The following is a 20,411-nucleotide window of genomic DNA, read 5'->3' as shown; positions in this document are numbered from 1 at the left end:
TTTTTGCTTTGAGGTTAATTTATGCGCAAAATACTTATCACCCTGCTTATGGTACTATCTTGCCAGACCTTTAGCCAAGTTCAAGAGTATATCTTGAATAATGGATTAAAAGTATTGGTTAAGGAAGATCATCGCGCACCGATTGCTGTTTCCATGATCTGGTACAACGTTGGTTCGGCAGATGAGCCAGGCGAATTGACTGGTGTTTCCCATGCAATTGAACACATGATGTTCAAAGGGACGAAAAAATTTCCTCAGGGCGTATTTTCCAAAACGATTGCGGCTCAAGGCGGACAGGAAAATGCCTTCACCAACAATGATTTCACAGCCTACTTCGAAAAAATCGATGCATCCCGATTAGCCACCAGCTTTGAACTGGAAGCGGACAGAATGAACAATTTACTCCTGGACGCTAATGAATTTGCCAAAGAAATCAAAGTGATTCAGGAAGAGCGTCGTCTGCGTACCGATGACAACCCGCAAGCCTTGGCTTTTGAGCGTTTTCTGGCAACTGCCCACCTATCAGCCCCCTACAACCACCCTGTTATTGGATGGATGAATATATTGCAGCAGATGAGCGTCGAAGACCTAAAAAAATGGTATCAAGCTTATTATGCACCCAACAATGCCACCCTGGTGGTCGTTGGTGATGTAAGCCCCGAGAAAGTGCATGCTCTTGCGGAACACTATTTTGGATCCATTGCCAAAAAACCCGTTATCGAAAGAAAACCTCAGATTGAACCGCCTGCGTTGGGTAAGAAATCGATAGTCATAGAAGCACCAGCTAAATTGCCTTTATTCATGATGGGCTTTACAGTTCCCAGCGTTAAAACAGCACAAAATGCTTGGGAGCCTTATGCATTAGAACTGATTGCAGGCATCCTGGACTCAGGAGAAAGTGCGCGATTTGCAAAAAACCTGATAAGAGGAAGCCGTGTAGCCACAGGAGCAGACGTCTATTATAATCTGTATGCACGGTATCAGACCCAATTTATTATGTATGGCGCACCCAGCCAGAATGCTCAGGTAGCCGATCTGAAAAAGGGGCTTCTTGCTGAGTTAAATTCGTTAAAGATTACCCCGGTAAGCGAAAAAGAACTGAAGCGAATTAAAAATCAAATTATTGCTCAAAAAACATTTGAAAAGGATTCCATTTTTGGCCAGGCCATGGAGTTGGGTATGTTAGAAACGGTGGGTATTGGCTGGAGAAATACCAACAATTATGCTGAAGCAATTAACAACATTACACCAGAACAAATTCAGAAAACTGCTCAGCGGTATTTCCAGGAGCCGAATATGACTGAAGCAGAATTAAAGCCCACGAACAAAAATGAGGTAAAATCATGAGAAAATTCAATGCATTCATTACAGCTCTGATTGTACTCTGTTCACAAAATGTCATTGCGAATACCTTTAAAACTGAAAAATGGCTTACCTCTAATGGGGTACAGGTTGTATTCTATCAAGCCATGGAAGTGCCCATGCTGGACATCAGCATGGCCTTTGCCGCTGGATCGGCCTACGATGGCTCTCACTATGGACTTAGCGCACTAACTGCACATCTGATGAATCAAGGCAATGGAGGTAAAGATGCGACAGTTATTGCCGAAGCTCTAGCGGATACAGGCGCACAGTTTGATGTTGAAGTCAGCAGGGATATGGCCGTTTTTAACTTGCGGACTCTGACCAGTAAAGACGCTTTGCAACAATCAACCCAAGTATTTAACCAAATTATTAACCATCCTGATTTTCCGGATCGCGCATTTGAAGATGAAAAACAGCAACAGCTAATGTCTATAGAACAGGTTGATGAATCTCCGGATGATGTTGCAAGCATTAACTTCTTTAAAACGCTCTATCAAGAGCATCCATACGCTCATCCGGTTAATGGTACCATTCCTACTTTGAGCGGCATTACCCAGAAACAGGTTGTCGAATTCTACAAAAACTATTATGTAGCCAATAATGCAGTTCTTGTTATGGTCGGGGCACTGGATAAGAAACAGGCTCATCAATTAGCAGATCTCTTAACCAAAGAGCTGCCTAAAGGAAAATCAGCAGCGGCCATTCCAAAAGCCAATCAGTTAAATAATGCAGAACAAATCAATATTCCTTTCCCCTCCTCACAAACTGTGGTCCGATTGGGTCAGATTGGAATTGATCACCACAACCCGAACTATTTCCCTCTTATCGTAGGTAATTATATTCTGGGAGGCGGTGCCCTCGTGTCACGATTGGGAGTTGAAGTAAGAGAAAAGCGAGGATTGACTTATGGCGTGGACAGTCAATTTGTGCCCATGCCCGGTGAAGGCCCCTTTATCATCAGTTTATCAACCAAGAACGATCAAGCGACCAATGCATTGGATATTACTCATCACACCTTGAATCGTTTTATCTCCAATGGACCAAGTAAAGAAGAACTGGATTCCGCAAAAAAATACTTAACCGGGAGCTTTCCACTGTCATTATCCAGTAACCGGAATATAGCAGGATTGTTACTACGTATGGCCTTTTACCACTTGCCTGAAAATTATTTAGATACATACGTTCAACGAATTAATGCCGTTACTCATGATGAAATCAGGCAAGCATTCAAAGAACAAGTCAATCCTGACAAATTATTACTCGTAACAGTAGGACAATCTTGAAACACAGCATTCGTATTATAGGCGGCCAGTTCAGAGGCAAAAAAATCCAGTTCCCCGATGTAGAGGGTTTAAGACCCACACCGGATCGGGTTCGGGAAACGCTTTTCAACTGGTTAATGATGGATATCAAGGAAGCTCGCTGCCTGGATGCATTTGCAGGTAGCGGCGCTCTGGGCCTCGAAGCCTTTTCACGAGGCGCATCAGAAGTGGTCTTTATTGAGCAGTCTCCACTCGCTCATGCCAGTCTGCGCCAGATTATTGCTCACTTTAACCATCCGGCTTTAAAGCTGGTCAAAGCAGATACCTTGTCTTATTTGCAGCATTGTACTCAACAATTCGATATTATTTTTTTAGATCCTCCTTTTGCAAAAAACTACATCCCGCAATGCATCCAGATCATCCATCAAAAGCAGCTCCTGCCGCAAGGAGGTCTTGTTTATATTGAATCACCAACAGCGATTGAGCTGGATGAACAACACTGGCAACAATTAAAATTAAAACAAGCGGGACAAGTCCTGTTTGGTTTATTTAAAAAACTCTAAACAACAATATCTTGACAAGGAGCCGTGCTCCTGTTTCAATCAAACTAATACTCCTAGATATAAAAGAACATTGAATGAGCAATAAGATTGTCATGATGTTTATTGTTTCAGCCATGCTGGTCGGCTGTGCTGGTACATTGAGAAAACCACCCGTTAATAATCCCAGTGACGATGCTACTATTAAATTGGCAGAAGCCGCTGTGTCCGTAAGTGACTCAATGCTTGAAATGGCTCGAATTGAAAAAGTGATTACGCCGCCAAGTAAAGACAATACACTGACAATACCCAATGCCTATAACATGCAAGCAAGAGCCAGTGTTGACTGGTCAGGCCCAATAGAAGAACTCACTGCCCGAGTAGCCAAGGCAGCTCATTTTAAATTACGTGTTCTGGGACAAGTACCAGCGGTACCCGTTTTAATAAGTCTAAGCTTAAAAGACGTAAGCTTGGCAGAATTACTTCGTAATATTGACTACCAGGCAGGTAAAAAAGCCAATATTCATGTATACCCTAACAGTCAGGTTGTTGAATTGCGCTATGCCAAAATTTATTCCTAGTTTAACCATTATACTGTCAGCCTTGCTGATTGCCTGTACGTCTTCCCGAGGAAATCTGGGAGATACAGGCTCATTGGCAGGTATTCAATCCATGGCTAATTCCAAGTACACCCGGGTTCAATCCAAGAAAAAGATGAGCAAGATTCGGGAAATGGCGCTGAAAGATATTGCGCTCAGTCTAGGCGCACAGGCAGGATTAGCATGGCGCGCAAAAATCATTGACCAAGATTTAACCAAACAGGCGAGAAACCTGGACACCATTTACGATTTTAACTCTCTTGTTCTTGAGCATAATATATTACCCCCTGTATTACTTGAAGGCAGAAACACGCTGAATCTGGCGGATGCTCAGAGCATACGCGTTTCCGACCGCACCTATAAAGTAGCCAAACAAGCCCATTTTATCACTACGCCGCCTACCTGGCGTCAGTATTTGTGGATGGATTATGTAAAACCCGAAGCGCCTAATTCCACACTACTGCCTAAAACTAAAGCTGAAAAAGAATTATGGTGCATTTATACCGCAAAAGGATGGAGAAATGGCATAGAACAAGCCAATACCATTCTTGAAGAAAACATAGCGCGAATTAAGGAAGATTTTGGTGGAATGATTCTCTACCGGAAACTATTAGCCATGAATATGGTATCTCCACCCTACGTCTCTCATACTGATCTGGGCGTCACCGGAGATGGTTCTGAAATCCACATAGATGACAGAGTACTGAGAATTACTGCCTTGCCAGCACTCAATGTGAACAGCAATGAGTGGAAAGCGGCCGTTGCCAAAGACGAAAATGCACTGGAACAGTTTAAAAATATGGAAAAAATTGCGAATCAGTCTAAAATTATCATAACGAATAAATCCTGGCAGCCCACCATTGCTCCAGTAAATTAACGATGAATTATGACTAATATTAACTTAATGCCTGATGAGCCCACACGGTTTACTCCAGTATTCATGGATAGAATGCTGGAGCATGCAGAAAGTTTAAATGCGTCGGATATTACCATACAGACTGGTGAGCCTATCTACGCTGAAGTCTACGGAAAATTACTAAAGATTACGAATCGACGTTTATCCAATACGGAGTTAGGCGATTTAATCAATGCCATTTATGGCCCCAACGCCACCACACAACTTTTATCGGGTAAAGACATCGATACTCACTATGAATTTCGCCCAAATCGTGGGGTTCGTTATCGATACAGGGTCAATGGTACAGCCTGTCTGGTTGAGGGACATGATGCCATTCAATTGACCTTAAGAACCATTCCAACTACTCCCCCTCATCTGAGCAGTATGAATCTTCCAGATAACATACTGGAAGCCATAGCGCCACAGGAAGGCATTGTATTCATTACAGGAGCAACGGGTTCTGGAAAATCAACTCTTCTGGCATCAATCATCCGCGAGTTAATTGAAACCGCTGACTCCAACCGAAAAGTGTTAACTTATGAGTCGCCCATAGAATTCGTTTATGATGAAATTGAAACCATATCGTCTGTGGTCAGCCAATCTGAAATTCCCCGACATCTGCCCAGCTTCGCGGATGGGGTGCGAAATGCCTTAAGAAGAAAACCACGTTTGATTATGGTGGGTGAGTGTCGTGATGCCGAAACAATAAGCGCGGCTTTGGAAGCTGCACTTACAGGGCATCCGGTCTACACCACACTGCATACCTCAGGTGTTGCAGAAACCATGCGTCGTTTGGTTACTTCATTTTCTGGAGAAGAACGTTTGGGACGAACCATTGATATTCTGGAAACCATCCGGCTGTGTATCTGGCAAAAGCTGGTTCCTACAGTTGATGAAAAACGGGTTGCATTAAGAGAGTATCTGGTTTTTGACGAAGAAGTCAGGGACATTCTACTTGAGGGCGATCCGAACGATGTCACTTCTGCCACTCGAAAATTGGTACGCCAAAAAGGTCAATTAATGACCTGGGACGCAAAAGCAAAATTTGAGCAAGGTATTATCAGTGAACGTGTATACAAGCTGATTATTGCCGGGGCCAAAGAGTATCAGCAATAAAAGAAAGCGTTCAATCATTCTCATCTTATTTCGTTAAACCCTATCCGTCTTGATAGCTCTTGATCCATTTCCTCACATCTGGCTAATCAATAAATCCCTCCTGGAGCTCGATTATTCTCGCTGATTTCCCAGCCAACTCGCTGTTTATTTTAAAAAAGGCTGGTACTATTTGTTGTTTTATTGAGGAAGTCCAGGACAGTAACAATAAGCTGAAAGGAATACCAAACGTCCTGCATTGAGACCAATAACTGCCTGCTCTATATTTTCAAGGATAAGATATATCATGTACTATAATAAGAAGCTGAAACAATTAATCAGTGCTCTGACTTTGTATTTTTGCACTGTACTTTTAACAACTCTCAACGCCACCAATACCCCCTCCTCCACTAACTCCCCTCTAATCGAAATAAAAATATTGGGAATTAATGATTTTCATGGCCAAATCAGTACAGGAAGAATGGTTAAACATGAGCCCGTTGGTGGAGCTGCCGTGCTCGCAGCATACATTAAGCAAGCCCAATCAGGAATGGAAGATCGAACCATAATCACCATCATGGGCGATCAGGTAGGAGCATCCCCTCCTTCTTCAGGGATACTTCATGATGAGCCCACCATTCTGTTTACTAATAGCTTGGGCAATAGACACTGCAGTACCGAAGCGCGCATGAACCCCCTATGCAATATAGTTGCCACGGTGGGTAATCATGAATTCGATAAAGGCCAAAAAGCGATGTTCGACCTTATTTATGGCACAGAAAATCCGCCAACAGACCACTGGATTTCTTTGCCAACTTATCCCGGTGCAGCCTATCCGTATATATCTGCCAACATTGTTGACGATCAAACCGAAAAACCTCTTTTCCCTCCCTATGTCATTAAAGTTATTGATGGTGTTCCGGTAGCCTTTATAGGGGCTGTATTAAAAAATGCAGCGGGTTCCATGTTCCCTGATAATGCCAAAGGAGTTAAATTTCTGGATGAAGCCCCAACCATAAACCGGTATGTTCCCGAAATGAAAGCCCAAGGAGCTCAAGTCATTATTGTGCTCATTCATGAAGGAGGCAATCAGGCTCCCTACGAAGGAGATACCAGAAGCAATTCTCAAGTTGATGGTGAAATTAATAAAGTGATCGAACAATTAGATGATGACGTGGATGTGGTGATGGCCGGTCATACCCATCAATTTCTTAATGCCTATATTCCCAATCATAATGGGGTTAATATTCTGGTTACCCAGGCATACAGTTACAGTGCCGCGATAGCGGAAGTCAGCTTGAAAATAGATGCTACGAGTCATAAACTAAAACAAAAATCTGCTCGAATTATCACGACCTATGCGAACCGCGGTCCTGGAACACAGCCTGATGAAAAAGCACTACAGTTGGTTAAATTAGCTGAAGACACAATAGAACCCATAATCAACAGTTACATCGGAACAGCTCAAAACTCATTATTAAGAAAACAAAACGATGAGGGTGAATCCAACCTGGGCAATCTGATAGCCGATGCCTTTAAAAATGAAATGAATGCGGATATAGGTCTGACCAATCCAAGCAGCATGCGTGATGACATAAAATCGGGTCTGGTTAATTGGGGGCATATATACGCTGTTCTTCCTTTCGGAAACAAGATTGTCAATGTTACCTTAACAGGGCAAGATCTTTATGATCTATTGGAACAACAATGGATAGGACCTTATGACAACATGCTGCAAATTTCCGGTCTGACTTATAGTTATGACCTGAAAAAACCATTAGGTCATCGAATCATTACCCTGTTCCATCAAAACAAACCACTGATTAAGAATAAAACGTACACCATCGCCACCAATAATTTCCTGGCTACTGGCGGTGGAGTATTTTCAGTGATGAAGCGAGGAACAATAATCAAAGTCGGCGATAGCGATCAAGATACTGTCATGAACTACATTAAAAAAGTACCGCAACCCTTCACTTCATCTATAGAAGGCAGAATACAAAGAGTCTAGAATCTGTTGACATGTCATCTGTCGCCTACGTGACGCGGCAGGTGACCTATCAACAGACTCAAATAGTTATGATAAGATATTGATACATAATAACAATTAATCTTGAGAAATCACCATAGACAGGAACGCTGAACGTTATTATAAAAGCTCTAAGGCTTTATTTCTTCCGGTAAAGCCAATAGAAGAAATTAATGGTTTTGAGCTTGTACTTGGATCTCGTCATTATCTATTTCGGGAATGTGAAACTCCGTTTAATAACATCAGCAGTTCCAACATTGCAGCCAATAAATACTGTACGAGCAAATTATTGGAAAAAGCGGGAATTCCTGTTCCACAGGCAGTTGCTCTCCATATCGAAGATTTTCAGCAAAATAAAACCAGAGAATTGATTGACGACCTCAAATTTCCCTTAGTCATAAAACCTTTGTTAGATGGCTCTAAAGGCAAAGATGTTTTATGCAATATTCAGACATTAGATCAGCTCATGCACTTTTTAAGTCACTATTTCACTATCTACGATTATTTAATAATCGAAGAATTTCACGGAAATTTAAATTCATATCGAGTGCTGGTTTTTAACCGACGGGTTATCGGTGTAGTCCGACGATATCCTGCGTGCGTAATCGGTGATGGCACACATACTATCGAACAACTGATTGCTTTGACCAATAAAGAGCGAAAAACAATTAATGATTTTTTAGGCCCCATCGTAATAGATGATGAGGGTAAAATTAAACTGAAAGAACTGGGAAAGAGTACCGATTATGTACCCGCTGTTGGAGAGCGAATTACTTTAGCCTACACCTCTAATGCTACCCGTGGAGGTACCTATGAGTCTCTTGGTACGCGCATGTGCAAGGAAAACCGAAGGTTGATGAGCAAAGTTGCTTCAGTATTAAATTTAGGACTTGCCGGGATTGACGTAGAATGTGCCGATCTCAATATTCCAATAACTCAATCGAATGGCGTTATCATCGAGGTCAATCATAGACCCAGTATTCGTATTCATGAACTGCCGTTAACCGGCAAACCCCATCTTGTAACCCAAACGATCATGCGTTCATTTATCTACCGTCATCCACTGAGCTATTTATATGCGCTTTATACACACAAACCCACTTCATTTTATATAAGAGCAACTACCGCATGCATATTAATTGCGATACTTTATTGGTTAGCAATTTAAATACCGATGCTTCAGGCCATTATCCCCAATTAAACTCTGTTTTATATCTGGTTTCCGAGCTTATTAGACGCATAAGTACTATAATTAAAAGAAAAGGAATTAATAACAAACTCCATGATGTGATAGAGGTAACCAAATGAACTCAATTCAGCTTTTAGATGCATCCTTAAGAGATGGAGGGCATCGAACGAATTTCCATTTTAGTGATGATGAGTTACGGGGTATTTTACTGCCTCTTGATAATTCTGGTGTAGAGTTCATAGAAATTGGTTACCGCAATGGTTCTTTGCACCCCATAGCGAATATAGGCCGGGCAGGAATAACAGGCAGGGACTATCTGCTTTTCTGCCAATCCTTAATTAAAAAATCAACGATTGCCGTAATGGCGCATCCTAATAATATCTCTGAAACCGATCTGTTGGAGCTAAAAGACTGTGGCGTTGGGTTGTTAAGAATCTGTATTGCTAAAAATAAATTGGCGGATGCCTTTTCTGTTATTCAACTGGCGCAAAAATTGAAATTCTTGGTATCCGTGAACTTCATTCATATGACCTACTACACCGATGACGAATTAGATGAAGTAGTTGAACAGGTCAGCCACTACAAGCCGGATATAATTTATTTTGCAGATTCCAATGGCAGTATTTTACCGCAGAGACTCAAAGCCATTTATGATCGGTATACAAGCAACTACACTATTCCCTTTGGGTTTCATGCCCATGATAATATTGGCCTGGCTCAATCCAACGCGTTGGCAGCTATGGACGCCGGTGTTCAATTTATTGATGCCTCTCTAGCCGGAATGGGTAAAGGTACCGGAAACCTGAAAACCGAGTTTTTCATTGCCTGTCTGCACGCCAATCATGTTAAAAAATATGATTTACAAGCCGCATTAACTGCATCAAACTACGTACGGGATGCGCTTAATATCGGTCATGAGGCAATTGAAATGGATGAATTTATAAGAGGAATTTCCGATTTTTCAACTGCAGATCTTAAATCATATACACAAAAAACAACTCCTGGTCATTAGTGTGTATTGACCAATCAACACCCAAACTCCCGCTGACTCGGCGCGGAACATTGGAACTAAGTTGAAGGATACCCAACGCAACCTGAATATTTAAAAATTCACCCATGGGATCATAATGAAAAAAAAGAAAATATTGGTTCTGACTCCCGATACACCAGATCCATCATATATTGAATTTGTTGTCAGCCCATTAGCCTTTCTTGAAGATGAATACACGATTCACCCCCTGGACTCGCTATGCATCATGGAAGACATTCCCCAATCTTCTTTTTACCATTTATGGGCACAAAAACTGAAAGAGTACATTCTTTTGTATGATGCTTTTTTTGGATTTTCCTTTGGTGGAGTCATTATTCAACAATGCTTTTCTTTATTCGCAAACACTGAAAAACCCATAGTACTGTTTTCAACGCCTACTTTTGCCGATATCCCTCTTAAAAATAAACTGCAAGAGGTTGTTGCACTGTGTCAAAACAGGCAGCTTGATTTAGCGCTCCAAACTCTTTATCAACACGTTTACTATCCCAATGCTGTGCCCTTACAATCTCATAATATTTTAAATAATTCAGAAGCAGCACAACGAGTAATCTATGGATTGAATCGTGTTTTAGAGACCGATTCCACTTCAATAGTGAGAACATGTCCCGTCAAACACCTGCATTTAATCGGTGAACACTCTCATTTAGTCAATAAAGACAATGTAGTTCAACCTAAAACAGGAACTCTCCTTCAGGTCCCTGAAGCAGGAATGAGAGTATTAAGAGATAATCCCCATTATTGCCAAACAGTCATATGGGAGGCGTTACATGTTTAAGGCAGATGAGGTTTTGAAAATAGCCGTTTTACCTGGAGATGGCATCGGGGCTGAAGTGACGCAAGCCGCAATTCCTCTGTTTGAGGTCTTGCAACTCCCCATACAGCTGAGTTTTGGGGACATTGGATGGCATTATTGGAAAACAGAGGGCACCCCAATCCCAGACAGAACCTGGCGACTCATTTCTGCTTCAGATACCGTATTATTAGGAGCAATCACCAGTAAACCTCAAAGAGAAGCGATAAAAGAACTGGCGAGCCAATTTCATAAAGATTCTCTCGGTTACAGTTCACCGATTATTCAATTAAGACAAAAGATGGATCTTTTTGCGAACATCAGGCCGTGCTTTTCTATTAAAGACGATAAACAGCAATTCAGTTTTTGCATTATACGTGAAAATACTGAAGGTCTATATTCAGGTTTTGATTATTATCCATTGCCTGAATCACTAATCGAACTAATCCATGAAAAGGAACGCTGGCGGACAATTCCAGGAAGTGAGATCAGTTGCTCTTTAAGACTACAATCAAAATCAGGGTTAATCCGTTTATTTCAGTTTGCTTTTGATTACGCTACCACGCAGGGCATGAATCGAGTTACTTTTGCCGATAAACCCAATGTATTACGACAAAGCAGTGATTTTGCCCGAGAGGTTTTTGAGGGTATTGCCAGTCACTATCCGCACATTAAAGCAGACATCTTAAACGTGGATGCTGTGGCTTTATGGTTGATTAAGCGACCGGAAGAATTTGGAGTAATTGTTGCCGAAAATATGTTTGGCGATATATTGTCTGATGTTGGAGCCGGGGTTATGGGAGGATTGGGGTTTGCGCCCAGTGCCAATATTGGCGTAAAAGGCAGTTATTTTGAGCCGGTTCATGGTAGTGGCACACGAATGAAACCACAGAGTGCTAATCCAAGTGCGATGTTCTTAACCATTGCCATGCTTCTCAATCATTTTGGTTTTAAGACGCAAGCAAAAAAAATCGGGGATTCGGTAGCAACCATTGTCCGTGAAGGGCGTTATACCACTTATGATTTGGGAGGTTTTAGCACGACAATGGATATGGCTAAAGCAATTATTGAACACTACTTGCGAATGGATACTGCAACCAATACCCTTAAAAATACAGAACGATTACCTTCCTCCATTCAGAAACTTAAAGAATACAGTACTTCAGAGCTATCCGATGCGCTTGATGCTTGTGGTGTTGAAGGGGCCTTGCTGAATATTAAACCGTTAATACCTGGACTGAAACTTGTTGGACCGGCTTATACCGTCCAATACAAAACAAACAAAAGAAAATCGTCAACGTTTAAAAATGCAGCGAATTATATTGATAATGTACCGCCTCATTCCGTCATCGTAATCGATAACCAGGGTAACAATGAGTGTACTGTTTGGGGCGATATTCTGACTCAGACTGCTCAGCACAATCATGTAGCAGGTACTGTCGTTCATGGAGCAGTTCGTGATGTTCAGGCGATTCGGAAAAGCACCTATCCCTTATTTTGTTCGGATGTATTTATGCGTTCAGGTAAAAATCGTGTTCACAAAGCGAATGAACAATGCCCGTTGAACATTAATAATGTCATTATTCATCCGGGTGATATAATTGTTGGCGATGATAATGGAGTGATCGTCATTCCAATACATTGCCTGGCAGAAGTTCTCGATAAAGTGGAACGTATTCAATCAAACGAAAACAAGATAAAAGATGCAGTGAACTCAGGCAGTACTCTGAAACAGGCTCGAACCAGATTTCATTACGATCAGCCCTGGCTGGATCATAAAAAATAAGGAATTATCGTGCAGAATCTTGATGCATATGATTTGATTGATATTCACTATCATGCCAATCCAGATCTATATCTGCGTCGCTGGGACGCCCTTGAAACAGGTAAAATCTATAAGAACTGCAATGGAATTGTCGTTTTAAAAAGTCATCTGGGAGCTACCAGCATTCAGGCCACTCTGGCTCAAAGAATGGGGCTGCCTGTATTGCCCTCATTAGTGTTAAATCATCTCGCAGGAGGGATCAATTATCGAGTTGTCATTCAGGCACTCAATGAATATCAACCCTTAATACCGGCCAGGATGATTGTACATTTCCCAACAATAACAGGACGAGCAATCAAATCACGATTATCTCGAACATTAACTCATCCCCAATTATCACCATTCAGTCTGTGTCCTGAGACACTTTTTAATGATAACAGCCAACTGAGAAAAGAAGTGATTGATGTATTAAAGATGGCTAGAGATTATCCGATTGTCCTTTCTACCGGACACGCATCAGCCGACGAAGTCTATCAATTGGTAGATGCCTGTATTCAATATAATGTAACCTCTTTATTACTGAACCAACCAGCAAACCCACTCACCAACTTACATGCCGCACAATTAAAAGAATTAGCTCAAAACGAATTTATCTGGATCGAACAAACGTCGTTAACTTATTTGTTACACCACCAAAGTAAAGAGGATTTTTGTGAGGTACTCAGCTCGTTACCCAGAGTGATATACAGCTCTGATCTGGGACAAACCGACCAATTGGACATTCATCAATGGATTGATTATTCAGAACATTTGTTTACTGAGCTAAGAATATCCAAGCAAAGAACAAAAGAACTGGTTCTTCTCAACGCGATAAAAATTCTAGCGTTATAATCTCGTACTGTTCTCAAACACCTCTTCCGCCTATTGATTTTAAACTAATCTGTATTCATGGGCTTTCACTGGATTATTCAAAAAGCTCTCGTAAAAAATCCAGGGTAGTTATCCATGAGCGATTATCAGCACGCTCATTGTAATGCAATCCCATTTCATCATCATTAGCCTTCGGATTAGTAAACGAGTGTTGAGTATGCCCGTACATATGAATTTGCCAATCGGCTTTTCTTGCGTTCATTTCATCGGCAATATGATGTATCTGATCTGGTTTTACCAAAGGATCATCATAACCATGCAAAATGAGAATTTTACTTTTAATCGGTTGATAAGCAGAATGCTCAGGAGAAGTAAGCAAGCCATGAAAACAGACGACTCCCTTAACTGCCGCTTGTGAACGAGCTAAATCGAGGACACATAATCCGCCAAAACAATACCCTATAGCCGCAATCTTAGTATGCTCAACAAAGGGCAATGAAGCTAATACATGAAATGCCGCATTAATTCGGGAAGCTAATTTAGACCGATCCTGCATCAAGGGGGCCATTAACGCTCTTCTCTGTGTTTTATCCGCTCCTGTCCGTGCGTCCCCATACATATCTATAGCAAAACCCACATACCCCATTGCGGCAAGTTGTCTGGCTTTATTGCACATACTTTCACTTCGGCCAACCCAATCATGCACCACCATAACAGCTGGCAATGGATGAGACACATTGCTGTCGTACGCAATGTAGCCTCTGCATTGCGTTGAATCGTCTTGATATTCAATTTCCTTCGTTGTTATCACATTGAATCTTATAAGAAAATAATGAGTACTATATAAAAGAGAGCATAGAGAATCAAATCGTATTTAAATCCCACGGCTGTCCCATTAAAAATGTGACGTCTTTCCGAGCGTAGCGAGGAATCTCCTGCAAATTGGCACAATCTGAATTAATGCATTAATTATCATTACCTTTTAAACTCTTTTTTTTACAAGGAATTTAATGATGTCATCAGACGTACGCAAAGATCATGCTCCTGAAAATAGGGCGATGGTTCGGCATATTATTTTGAACAGGTTACAAAATACCAAAAAAAATTTAAAGATATGAGCATTAGGCGCCTGCAGAAAAAGGCTGGCTCGGGAGACTCAACTCTTGATATGATTTTAATGGCTGCATTTTAATGGGATCGTGCAACCTTGCAGGAGATTCCTCGCTACGCTCGGAAAGACGTCATTTTTTTAATAGGACAGCCGTGATTTAAATCCTTTGGCAATTACTCTAGTCGTTCAATATACAAACCACTGAGAAGAAGAAAGCGATCGAGCCAGTCGATCGCTTTTTGAATGGATTTCCGATTACTCTGCGCCGGCTCCACCACCAGGCGGTTTTCGACCACCACCACCGCCCCCACCGGAGGAAGGTGAAGAACTTGGTCCTGTTTGACTACCGGAAGCTGTAGCATCTCCCCCTGAAAGAGATTGACTTCTAATGCCAATCCCAGTTTTTTCAAGTTGTTCATCTGCGATACCGCCCAGTTTTTGACCCATTTGGGATTGCGCGCCCTGGGTCTGTTCAGCACCAGCTTTTACCCCTGCTTTTAACTCATCGCCCCAACCTGCTGCTTCCTGGCCAAGACTTTCAGGTGTACCACCTATCCAGCGTAAAACCTTATCGGGCAAATAAGCAATCAAACTAAATGCTTTTTGCACAATAATAAGGTACATCGTGGTATATATTAATATCGAGAAGAAGTAAGCATAGACTCCCGCCCAATCAGTATAACCTCCTGTACCAGATCCTTCCTGCGGCTTATCTTGACTTGACATTTGGAAACCGCCATACTTGGTACCGGATTTATCCAGATCATAATTACCCGTTTGAATAAACGATATGGCATGATCGAATCCCGCATTCAATATCCAAACACCAACATAGGACAAGGCAATTGCCGCAATATATCCAATGATCATCATGGAGGGTCTTAAAAACACATTCATCAATATCATAACGGCTGCTTCGCCTTTACCAAAAGCATCATGACCTTCAGGATGTGTTACCCCCAGAGCAACGATAGGAGCCGCGACCATGGCTTCTATCACGGCAATAAGCCAGGCAATCGAACCAAAGGTAAAAATCATATAGGGCAATACGGGTATATAATACGCCGTAACAAACCCGACCGAAACCATGGTTCCAACCCATGCCAGTAACAGGGGCATGGCTAACCCGATTAATGCAAAGATAAACAATCCAAAAGGAATGATAATTGCACTACTCACCGCTATATTTACGAGCATAAGCCATAAATTAGCCGAAAAGTTAATGTACATCACCCCCATGTTTGCCAGAGCGACGATCGGATTGACCCCCGGCTCCGATACCTTTATCAATCCCGCTTTAAATATTTCTTTCATTCCTTCCAAAGGAACCATCAAAAAGGCCATAACAACTTGATTAATAATATCTGAGAACATTTTCAAGAGCATGTTATAGATATTTCTGAATATGGCGTTATAAAATAAATTACCAAACATTCTTCCCAGACAGAATGAGAAGAATAGTATTCTGACTCGACCGCATTCAAAATCCCCTTTTGGCAGATAATATTGCTCCGTTGAAATACTAAATTTCATCATATTGGCAAATTGAAGCGGGGCTATCCCTGGCTGCCCTGGTAGTCGAACCATTACTGAATTATTGATAAACCCATATACAGTTGATGATTGCAGGTTATTGACTACCTTACGTTGTGCATCATCCTTCAAACTGGGTTTCTGAACCATATCACCTAACGAAGAACCATTAATTACTGATTGTACTTTATCGAGAGGTGCCTTATCGCCACCAAACCAGGAGCATAATAAAGCATAAGGACCAACGCAGGTTTTATTCGAACCAAAACTTGAAATCAGATTTGTTGGATCGAAAGTACTCGTGTCCAATCCAGTATTGGAATCAAATTGATTTGCACTGGTTATTGCATTGCCGTTTAATCGCACCAAATCAAAGAAATAAGAGCCGGCCATAATCCAACCCTCATTTGTTGCTTTATTAATAAAATCACGGGATGAATTATCATTCTTCGCATCATTTGCTTGCCTGATAAGATTAATTGTTGGCATCATGATGGCGTTATAATCAGTAATTGCTCCTTGGAACTCTGTCCCGTTAAATAATACACCGGCATTAGTACCTGTTGGTGTCGGTACAGGTCCCCAAATCTCGCATCCTTGTGAATAATCAGTACAGATTTGTCCTTGGGCAGTATAGGGAACACCAAATTGCTGCTTGGCGACTTTTGAGAAGTTAGTAGTTGTAGATCCTGTGTTCGTACTTGCCAAATCAGGATCGTTATTAACAATGACCTGCGCGACGGAAGATAAAGTAATATACATTTGCTGAATTGCGATTGCCCTGGACATTTGCGCTGTCTCAAGCTGGGAATCGGTAAGCTGTTGATAAAGATTGGGTCTTTCGGTCGTATTTTTGCCATTTTTTGACGTTGTAGTCATTGTTTTATTCGGATCGACCAGATCACTTATAGTGTTCCATTTAATGGTTCCACAAATTCCATTTAAAAAATACAAGGGCGAATTTGAATCAAAATTAGGCATTGGCAGAGAATAGCTGCTGGCTCCTTTGTTATTATTCTGAGTCATCACGGCATTAACCGTTCCCAAAAAGTCAGGAACCGTTGTTTTGCAAAAATTATCCATTACGGGTGTTGGATTCCCTGCACAAGGTCCCACATCATTGGCTTGAGATTCCAGATAACTTTTTCGTTGTGCTTCTATTTTATTTTGCAAGCCCAGCATACACACCTGGCCAGCAAGAATAGTCATTGCCCCATCGGACACACCACCAGTAGCCGATGCAGTCAATGCCTCCGTCGGGTTGGCTTGAGCCTGGATGATAACCCCTCCTCGATTTAGATACCCCAAAGCGGCTTCCCAAACTTTATCTGCCGCCCCAATACCCTGGACGATGACCCACATGACAAAAATCTGCATTAAACAATAGCCTGATGCCTTTGGTATGAGCAAGGCTAAACCCATAGTGGAACGCAAAGGAATCCAGATTGAAGACCATTTTTGTCCAAGCATCTGGCCTTCATGAGCGGTATTCATAGTGGATACCAGCAGGGTGTACATAATGATGATTCCACCCAAAGCGAGCACCGCAGAGTTGAAAACGCCAAACATGGTGCCCATGATCTGGCTTCCCGTGCCATGCAACACGCCGTCAACTACACCAAATAAGTTCCCAAGAAAAATAACGGAAAGATCGCTTGCTGGAGGAGCAAAACTCAATGCTGAGGAATCGGCAGCGAATAATAGAGCAGGACATAAGAACAGAAGAACAGTTAAAACCAGTTTATTCATTCTTTCTCCCCCATGATACCTTGCTTATACCATTCTTTGATTGTACAACCCAATTTTCTATGTTTAATTTGGAAGTACCAAAAATGGTAACGAAATGCCAAAACCAGTGCGATCAACATGACGACCAGACTCACAATAACCGCTTTAAACGATCCATAAAATAATTGATAACCGGTGTAAAAAAGTATCATTACTGCAGCGGCTAACATCACCATACTTAATCGAAATAATGCATTTTGCTTTATTAACAATTCAGCTTCAGATAACTTCAGTTTATTTACAGCCGAATCAAAAGACTCAACCTGAACATTCTTCTGAGTGACGAATAAACGCTTGAACCCGTTTACCAGATAACTGCTAAACGCCTTCATCCTGTCCCAGTCAGACCATGCACGAATGTTGATGATTCGCTTGAAAATACTTCCAATCCGCTTACCCGATTTCTTTTTCATATTTTTTACTTTTTTAATAATGGACTTTTACCCTTCATAATATACTATAGTAGTATGTAGTGGATTCGTCCATCACCTTATCACAGTAAAAAAAGAGTAAAAAATGCCTGATCTCAGCCACGAAGCATCTGCTAAATATTGGTTTGAATATTTAGATCCCATGATTTACAGGGTAATTACCTTTATGGAAAGTGTTGAGGACTGGACTCTTGATGGAAATCCTGAATTTGAAGAAGCAATGGCTCAGCTAGGCAGAGAGCTGGATGATATTGAGAAAATTGATCTGGGGATCATGGCCGAAGAGGAAAAATTTATCCGTATTGTAGGGAACATTAAGTCAGGCAGAGGACTACGCTTGCTGCAGGCAATAGATACTGTTCATCCAGGAAGTGCATCAAGAGTATTAATTCATGCCGAGGAAACCAGTATTGGCAGCCATGATCCTGCAGGTTTTTTTCTCAAAAGAAATATAGTATTTGAACGTTTACGTTTATTGTCGCGAGTTTTTTGTCAGTACCGCCTGAAACTCGTTTTACGCGCACTTGAAGGGGATGAATAATGAAGTTACTGTCAAAATGTTCACTAATGACGTTGTTATGCCTTAGCAGTTATTCTGTTGTTGTTACCGGTACCGACAATATTATGGACACGCCAAATCCAACTCAAAGCAACAGCAACAGTGATCTGACCAAATATTTAAAAAATCTGGGAAATTTTCTGGGCTTTGATTTGACGACCAACAATCCTCCAACGCCACCAAAAGATTTCACCACATCGTTACTCAATGAAGTGGATGCCAGTCTCTTTCAAAACTATGTATTCAGTACTTTTTTTGGCGCAATTCCAGTCAACGCAATGAATCAAATCGTGAAACAATTTGTACCGACCTCGGTTGCTGGCGCCAAGGGTATAAACGATCTTGCCAATTTAACGTTTAAGAATTACGGTGACGACTCTGCGTCTAACGCATTGGGGGTTACTGCTTCTTCTATGCTGGATCAGGCAACGAGCAATAAAGGTTCATATTTGCCCGATCCGGTTAGTCAGGCTGTTTTTAACATTTTGGGAACTCCGGATTATACCTATTGTATGGATAACAATGGTACCAACTGGAACAAAGGAGAATGCCAATATAAATATGAAGATAAAGTAATCTTTAACACGGCTGGCTATATACCTAAAGTAACAGAGTACTTTAGTTACAACTACAATCAAAAATTCATCAATCAACTCAATAGTAATTCATTAATAGCACCATTAATGTACTCAGAAGATCAAATTCCTTATGATGCAATGCAACCCTCATTAAAACCAGGCTCTACTCCAGGTTTAACAGCACAGAATCAGGCTCAACTTGCAAATAACTTCATTCGCTATGTCTCTGGACTGGTATCACCCTCAGCTTTACCTAAAATGAAAGACTATGGCGATTTGTATGATTTGGCAACCAAAAACATGGGAGCAAATCCTCCAGACGCAAAACAAATGCAAGCCCAAGCCACATTAAGCAGCTACTTTAACAACCTGCGAATTTACGCGGCGCAAAGTTCCGTTGGAATCAGCAACTTATACTACATCATGTCCAAACGATTGCCTCAGGAGCAACCCTCTGCTGGCAACGGTAGTTCATCCGTGGTTTCTAGCCAGGCATTAAGTGAATTTAACATGGCAACATGGCGAATATTAAATCCTAAAGCAAAAACAGGAGCTGATGGTCTTCCAACCCAGTGGATGCAGCAATTGGATACTGCGTCTTCAGCTACGATTCAAAAAGAAATTGCCGTATTACTGGCAGAAATTAACTATCAAATGTATTTGGATCGCCAATTGCAGGAGCGAATTTTATTAACCAATACGATCATGTTGATGCAAAATTTAAAAGCCAGTGAACCTTCTGCCGATTTTAGCAATCAAGGTAGTGATGCTGAAGCCACTAATGCTGAAACCAGCGAATAAGGTCTTAATTTAAGCTCCTGGTCCCAGCCAGGAGCAAATTCATCCTCAACACGATTACACCTCATAGACACAAACCCAAGATAATGCCTTTAAAACAGCCGTGCATATCTCAAGAAAATACCATCAGACTTGACAATCAAATCGTTTCCCTTCACTCCCAA

17 protein-coding genes are annotated in these 20,411 nt (G+C 41.5%); 14 read left to right on the top strand and 3 right to left on the bottom strand.

The genetic code is table 11. The features are described from left to right. Window positions 1-21: 21 nt before the first annotated feature. The 12 genes from ELY21_RS09770 (at window position 22) to ELY21_RS09715 (ending at window position 13,470) form a co-directional block, all read left to right on the top strand. Window positions 22-1,347, top strand: coding sequence for a pitrilysin family protein (locus ELY21_RS09770; RefSeq protein WP_127109036.1), 1,326 nt, complete (start codon window positions 22-24; stop codon window positions 1,345-1,347). Further along, the gene (locus tag ELY21_RS09765; RefSeq protein ID WP_127109035.1) at window positions 1,344-2,648 is read left to right on the top strand and encodes a pitrilysin family protein; all 1,305 of its coding nucleotides are present in this window, start codon (window positions 1,344-1,346) and stop codon (window positions 2,646-2,648) included. Before ELY21_RS09770 ends, ELY21_RS09765 begins: the two co-directional genes overlap by 4 nt. Next, window positions 2,645-3,190: a 16S rRNA (guanine(966)-N(2))-methyltransferase RsmD gene (rsmD, locus tag ELY21_RS09760; RefSeq protein WP_127109032.1), complete on the top strand. Its 546-nt coding sequence runs from the start codon at window positions 2,645-2,647 to the stop codon at window positions 3,188-3,190. The genes ELY21_RS09765 and rsmD overlap by 4 nt, the downstream gene beginning before the upstream one ends. 74 nt (window positions 3,191-3,264) lie before the next feature. Beyond that, window positions 3,265-3,747, top strand: a complete 483-nt coding sequence (gene dotD, locus ELY21_RS09755; RefSeq protein WP_028383323.1) for a type IVB secretion system lipoprotein DotD — start codon at window positions 3,265-3,267, stop codon at window positions 3,745-3,747. Further along, complete coding sequence (locus tag ELY21_RS09750) at window positions 3,728-4,642, top strand: type IV secretion system DotC family protein (RefSeq protein WP_127109030.1); 915 nt, start codon at window positions 3,728-3,730, stop codon at window positions 4,640-4,642. The genes dotD and ELY21_RS09750 overlap by 20 nt, the downstream gene beginning before the upstream one ends. Before the next feature lie 27 nt (window positions 4,643-4,669). Further along, a complete protein-coding gene (dotB, locus tag ELY21_RS09745; RefSeq protein WP_028383325.1) occupies window positions 4,670-5,779 on the top strand; it encodes a Dot/Icm type IV secretion system ATPase DotB in 1,110 nt (369 codons plus the stop codon). Window positions 5,780-6,062: 283 nt separating this feature from the next. Then, window positions 6,063-7,766, top strand: coding sequence for a bifunctional UDP-sugar hydrolase/5'-nucleotidase (locus ELY21_RS09740; RefSeq protein ID WP_127109028.1), 1,704 nt, complete (start codon window positions 6,063-6,065; stop codon window positions 7,764-7,766). A gap of 109 nt (window positions 7,767-7,875) precedes the next feature. Then, complete coding sequence (locus ELY21_RS09735; protein ID WP_370272592.1) at window positions 7,876-8,952, top strand: UDP-N-acetylmuramyl peptide synthase; 1,077 nt, start codon at window positions 7,876-7,878, stop codon at window positions 8,950-8,952. A gap of 136 nt (window positions 8,953-9,088) precedes the next feature. Further along, window positions 9,089-9,985, top strand: coding sequence for a 4-hydroxy-2-oxovalerate aldolase (locus ELY21_RS09730; protein WP_127109024.1), 897 nt, complete (start codon window positions 9,089-9,091; stop codon window positions 9,983-9,985). Between the two features lie 115 nt (window positions 9,986-10,100). Then, complete coding sequence (locus ELY21_RS09725) at window positions 10,101-10,799, top strand: hypothetical protein (protein WP_127109022.1); 699 nt, start codon at window positions 10,101-10,103, stop codon at window positions 10,797-10,799. Then, window positions 10,792-12,600, top strand: coding sequence for an isocitrate/isopropylmalate family dehydrogenase (locus ELY21_RS09720; protein ID WP_127109020.1), 1,809 nt, complete (start codon window positions 10,792-10,794; stop codon window positions 12,598-12,600). The genes ELY21_RS09725 and ELY21_RS09720 overlap by 8 nt, the downstream gene beginning before the upstream one ends. Window positions 12,601-12,609: 9 nt before the next feature. Then, entirely contained in the window at window positions 12,610-13,470 is an 861-nt protein-coding gene (locus ELY21_RS09715) for a DUF6282 family protein (RefSeq protein ID WP_127109018.1), read from the top strand. Window positions 13,471-13,543: 73 nt separating this feature from the next. On the opposite strand, the gene ELY21_RS09710 is transcribed toward ELY21_RS09715, so the two are convergent. The 3 genes from ELY21_RS09710 to icmV form a co-directional block, all read right to left on the bottom strand. After that, window positions 13,544-14,260 carry a dienelactone hydrolase family protein gene (locus ELY21_RS09710; protein WP_127109016.1) on the bottom strand — a complete coding sequence of 239 codons (717 nt, stop codon included), beginning with the start codon at window positions 14,258-14,260 and terminating at the stop codon, window positions 13,544-13,546. Between the two features lie 555 nt (window positions 14,261-14,815). Beyond that, window positions 14,816-17,842, bottom strand: a complete 3,027-nt coding sequence (gene dotA / locus ELY21_RS09705) for a type IVB secretion system protein DotA (RefSeq protein ID WP_127109014.1) — start codon at window positions 17,840-17,842, stop codon at window positions 14,816-14,818. After that, entirely contained in the window at window positions 17,839-18,294 is a 456-nt protein-coding gene (gene icmV, locus ELY21_RS09700; protein ID WP_127109012.1) for a type IVB secretion system protein IcmV, read from the bottom strand. The genes dotA and icmV overlap by 4 nt, the downstream gene beginning before the upstream one ends. Window positions 18,295-18,397: 103 nt before the next feature. Here icmV and icmW point away from each other — a divergent pair, with 103 nt between their 5' ends. Together icmW and icmX are read left to right on the top strand one after the other, a co-directional pair. Beyond that, a complete protein-coding gene (icmW, locus tag ELY21_RS09695; protein WP_028383335.1) occupies window positions 18,398-18,853 on the top strand; it encodes a type IVB secretion system protein IcmW in 456 nt (151 codons plus the stop codon). Further along, entirely contained in the window at window positions 18,853-20,250 is a 1,398-nt protein-coding gene (gene icmX / locus ELY21_RS09690) for a type IVB secretion system protein IcmX (RefSeq protein ID WP_127109010.1), read from the top strand. Before icmW ends, icmX begins: the two co-directional genes overlap by 1 nt. Window positions 20,251-20,411 lie beyond the last annotated feature (161 nt).

Origin of the sequence: Legionella sp. km535 (assembly GCF_003990085.1) — a bacterium.
Lineage (GTDB): Bacteria > Pseudomonadota > Gammaproteobacteria > Legionellales > Legionellaceae > Legionella > Legionella moravica.
This window is presented reverse-complemented; position numbering and strand designations above follow the sequence as displayed.